Annotated in this window: 1 protein-coding gene; it reads left to right on the forward strand. The window is 68.8% G+C overall.

Annotated elements, in window-relative coordinates:
- Positions 1-5,047: SDR family NAD(P)-dependent oxidoreductase (locus ACXWUF_RS18195; RefSeq protein WP_458503335.1), on the forward strand; the 5,047-nt coding region annotated here is incomplete at both ends.

The following is a 5,047-nucleotide window of genomic DNA, read 5'->3' on the forward strand; positions in this document are numbered from 1 at the left end:
CCGGCGCGGGACTCGCGGCCTTCGCGACGCTGTTCGGGACAGCGGCGGGCGCGGTGCTGGTTCACCATTCGGAGCAATTCCAACCGGACGCGGCGCGGCAGGAAAGCCCGGCCCCCGTACCATCGGCAAACCCGAAAACCGTAACCGAACCCACCGAAAATTACCGCGAACAGGTCCGGCGCTATGTGCTGGACACCCTAGCTCGCCATGTCGGCACCGAGCCTGAATCCATCCGCGCCGACGAGTCGTTTTTCAGCCTGGGCCTGGAATCGCTGCTGCTGCAAGAGTTGCAGGAGGAATTGGGCCGCGTCTTCCCCAAGCTGCCGCCGACCCTGTTGTTTGAATATCCCAACGCGGAAGCCTTGACCGGCTATCTGGCCCGCCAGCCCGTCTGCGATTTGCCGGGCCGAACGCCCGCCGTCAAGGCCGTCGTGGAATCCGCCCCGTTCGCCCCGAGCGCCGATCTGACCCAGCCAACGAGACGGGAATCGCCGGGCCAGTCGGCGTCCGCGTTGCGTTACCTCAGCGCGAACGGTGGCAGGACTGGCCGGGATGAGAAACCGGGCTACGCCATCGCCGTGTTTGGCCTCGCCGGGCGCGTCCCCGACGCGCCGGACGTGGCGGCTTATTGGCAAAACCTGCGGGCGGGCCGCGACTCTATCCGGGAAATCCCGCCCGAGCGCTGGGATTTGCGCCGCTATTTCGACCCGGCCATGGGCGGCGAAACCGCCAGCTACGGCAAATGGGGCGGCTTCATCGACGCTGTGGACCGCTTCGACGCGCTGTTCTTCAACGTCTCGCCCCGCGAGGCCGAGCAGATGGACCCGCAGCAACGCCTGCTGCTGGAAACCACCTTCGCGGCCCTGGAAGACGCGGGCTACGGGGCGGCGCGGCGGCGGCGCGGGCGCACGACCGGCCTGTTCGTCGGCACCATGTGGAACGAATATTCGCTGTTCAGCCACGAACACGGCTTCCTGGCCGGGCGTTATCAGGGGCCGGGTTCGCAATACTGGGCCATCGCCAACCGGGTGTCCTACAGCCTGGATTTGCGCGGCCCCAGCGTGGCCCTCGACACCGCCTGCTCGTCGTCCTTGACGGCCCTGCATCTGGCCTGCCAAAGCCTTCTGGCGGGGGATTGCGAGATGGCGCTGGCGGGCGGGGTGAACCTGACCCTCCACCCTTCCAAGCTGGTTTACCTGAGTCAGGCCCGGTTCCTGTCCAGCGACGGGCGTTGCCGCAGCTTCGGCGCGGGCGGCGATGGCTATGTGCCGGGCGAGGGCGTCGGCATGGTGCTGTTGAAACCCTTGGACCGCGCCCTGGCCGACGGCGACCGGGTGTATGGCGTCATCCGCTCGTCCGCCGCCAACCACGGCGGGCGGGCCACCGGCTTCACCGTGCCCAATCCCGAGGCCCACGCCGAATTGATCCGCGCCGCCCTGGCGCGGGGCGGGGTGGACGCCCGCGACATCGGCTATGTGGAATGCCACGGCACCGGCACCGCGCTGGGCGATCCCATCGAAATCCGGGGTCTCGCCAATGCTTTCGGCCAGCACGGGACCGGGCGGGAGACGTGCCATGTCGGCTCGGTCAAGTCCAACATCGGCCATTTGGAAGCGGCGGCGGGCGTGGCCGGGCTGATTAAGGTGCTGCTGTGCCTGCGGCACGGGCTGATTCCCCCCAGCCTGCACAGCGCCGAACTGAACCCGCGCATAGCCTTCGCCGATACGCCGTTCACCGTGGCGCGGCAAGCCACCGTCTGGGATGCCTCCGCCGGAAAGCCGCGCTTGGCGGGGCTGAGTTCGTTCGGGGCGGGCGGCTCCAATGCTCATGTCATCGTCGAGGAATACCGCGAACCCATCCCCGCCCGCGCCGCCGTTGGCCCGGCTGTGGTGTGCCTATCGGCCCGCAACGAAGAACGGTTGCGGGTCGCGGCGGGACAGTTGGCGGATTGGCTGGGCCAGCATCCCGTCACGGAGTTGGCCGATGTGGCCCACACGCTGAATCTGGGCAGGGAGATTTTTGAGGTCCGGCTGGCGGTGGTGGCCGACGACCTGGCGGACCTTCGCTGCCAGTTGCAGGACTACGCCGAGAACCGGGGTGAGCTGTTTACCGGGCATGTCCGCGACCGCGCCAATCCCCATCGCGGCGTGGCTTTGCCGGAACGCGCCGAGGATTACGCCGACTTGCGCCCGGAAACCCTGGCCCGCGCTTTCGCCGCCGGGCTGGAGCCGGATTTCGCCGCCCATCACCGCACCCGGCCCGGCGCTTGGCTGTCCTTGCCCACATACCCTTTCAAGCGCGACCGCTATTGGATCGAACCCGCCCCGCAGCGTCCGACAGCGGAAGCCGCGCCAGCGCCCGCCCACCCTTGGCTGGACATCGGCCCGGCGGCCAACGCGGTGCGGTCCTGGCGGGTGAATCTGGCGGCGGCCCGCGATTGGGTGAAGGATCACGCGGTGGCTGGACGGCCCCTCCTGCCCGGCGCGGCCATTCTGGAAATGGCGCTGGTCACGGCGCGGGAAGGCGTGGATGGCAAGGTGGCAGGATTGGCGGGCGTGGTGTTCGAGCGCCCGGTGTCCGGCGAGGCGGAAAGCGCCCGCTTGGACTGGACCGCCGAACCGGACGGCGAGTGGCGTTTCCGCTTGCTGGCGGGGGAAGGTGCCGACGCGCCGCGCTATGCGTCGGGGCGCTTGTCCCGCGAACCGGCGGAAGCCGTGCCGCCTTTGGATTTGGCGGGATGGGAAGGCGTCCCGGCACAGCATCCGGCGGACATTTACGCCCGCTACGAGCGGCTGGGTTTCCGCTATGGCCCGGCGTTCCGGCCCATCGAATCCTTGCGGCGGCGGGGCGATGAGGCGCTGGCCCGGCTGGTGTTGCCGACCGCGCACGTCGCCCTTTACCCAGATTCGCCCGTGCATCCGGTCTTGTTGGATGGCGCTTTGCAAGCCTCCTTGGCGCTGCTGGGCGAGGATGTCACCGGCTGCCTGCCCTACGCCATCGGCGCGTTGGACGTGGCGCGGCCCTTGGTTTCCCCGCTTTATGCCTGGGTGCGTCCGGCGCGGCCTGGGTCCGCCGGGGCGGAAATCGCCAGTCTGCACATCGACCTCTACGACGCCACCGGGCAAGCCGTCGCCAGTCTGCGGGATTCCGGGATGCGGTTGCTGCGGACATTGGCACGCCCCGAGGCGAAGGCGGGTGAACTCCGTTTGTACCGGCCCGCTTGGCAGGCCGCGCCCGCCGCCGCGCTGAAAGGCGTTGACCTCGCGGGGGCCGATTTGGTGCTGTTCGATACCGAGACCGGCTTGTTCGAGACGCTGCGGCGGCACCTGCCGGAAACCCGCTTGAGCTTGGTGCGGCCTGGGTCGGGCTTCGAGTGTTTGGGCGATGGCTCGTACACCGTGCGGCCCGACAGCGAGGCGGATTACGCCCGGCTGCTGGATGAACTCGCCGAATCGGGCCGACGCCCCAGTCATTGCTTATTCGCTTGGCCCTACCGTCAGCCGCCCGTCGATCTGGCCGGGACACCCGCGCCGTGGGCCGCGCCCTTGGAACAGCGCTTGGATTATGGACTCCGGGCGCTCTTGGCCTGGACCAAGGCGCTGGCGGCGCGGCGGCTGTCCCGGCTGCGCGGCTTGGTGCTGGATCATGGCGACCGTAATACGCCCGTGCCGGAGGCGGAAGCCGTGGCGGGGTTCCTGCGCAGCTTGCGGATGGAGCAGCCGGGGATGGCGCTGGGGGCGTTGTTCTTGGCCGAATCTGATTTGAACGCCGATGCGCTGGCGGGCTTTTTGTTGGAAGAACTCACCCAGCCCGCCATCGCCCCGGAAATCTGGCGCGATGCCAGCGGGCGTTACCGGGCGGGGGCGGAGCCTCTTATATCCCCCCTCACCCCAACCCTCTCCCAGAGGGAGGGGGGGCAAGATGTTCAGTGGGTGGTTCAGCGCAGCATGCCCATGTCTGCCGGTTCCCTGCCGCCCAAGCTCCGGCGGGGCGGGGTGTACCTCATTACTGGCGGGTTGGGCGGGTTGGGCTTGATCTTCGCCCGTTACCTGGCCGAGCGGGCCGGGGCGCGGCTGGTCTTGGTGGGGCGGCGGGCGCCGGGCGCGGAAGTGGCCGAACTGCAACGGCTGGGGGCGCGGGTGGACTACATCCGCGCCGACGCCACCCAGCCCGCCATGCTGCGCCGGGTGGTGGAGATCGTCCGCCGCCATGGCGCTCTGCATGGGGTGGTTCATAGCGCCGGGGTGCTGGCCGATGCCTTACTGGCGAAGAAAACCCCGGACGCCTTCGCCCGCGTGCTGCACCCCAAGCTGCGCGGCGCGTTGGTGCTGGACCACGCCACCCGTGACGAACCGCTGGATTTCTTCGTGCTGTTCTCGTCCATCGTGTCCCGCACCGGCAACCTGGGCCAGACCGATTACGCCAGCGCCAACCGTTTCCTCGATGCCTTCGCCCGCCGCCGCGCCGCTTGGGTTAAGGAAGGCCGACGCCACGGGGCGAGCCTCTCCATCGCGTGGCCGTTGTGGGAAGAGGGCGGGATGCGGCTCGGCGACACCGAAGCGGCCTTGTTGCGCAACAACCTGGGTCTGGTGCCCCTGCCCACCTCGGCGGCTTTGGCGGCTTTCGAGGCGGGCCTGGCCTGGGCGGGCGGGGCCGAATCCGCCGAACTCATCGTGGCCTATGGCGATGCGGCCCGGATCGACGAGGCGCTGGGCGTTCAACCCGCCAATCCGAAACCTATGTCCATACCCATCGCTGCGCCCATGTCCGCCATCCCTTCAATTCAATCCCAACCCGCGTCGGCGGCGGCTGTCCCGGACCTTCGCCCCGGTTTGCGCCGGATCATCGCCGAACTGCTCAAGGTGGCGGCGGGCGACATCGAGGCGGATGTGCCGCTGGGGGAATACGGCTTCGATTCGGTGTCCTTCACCCAGTTCGCCAACGCCATCAACGAGCGTTACCGAACCCGGCTGACGCCCGCCGTGTTTTTCGAGTACGACACCCTGGAGGGTTTGGCCGGGCATTTGGCGGGGGAAATGCCGTCCGA

The organism is Methylomagnum sp., assembly GCF_054333355.1.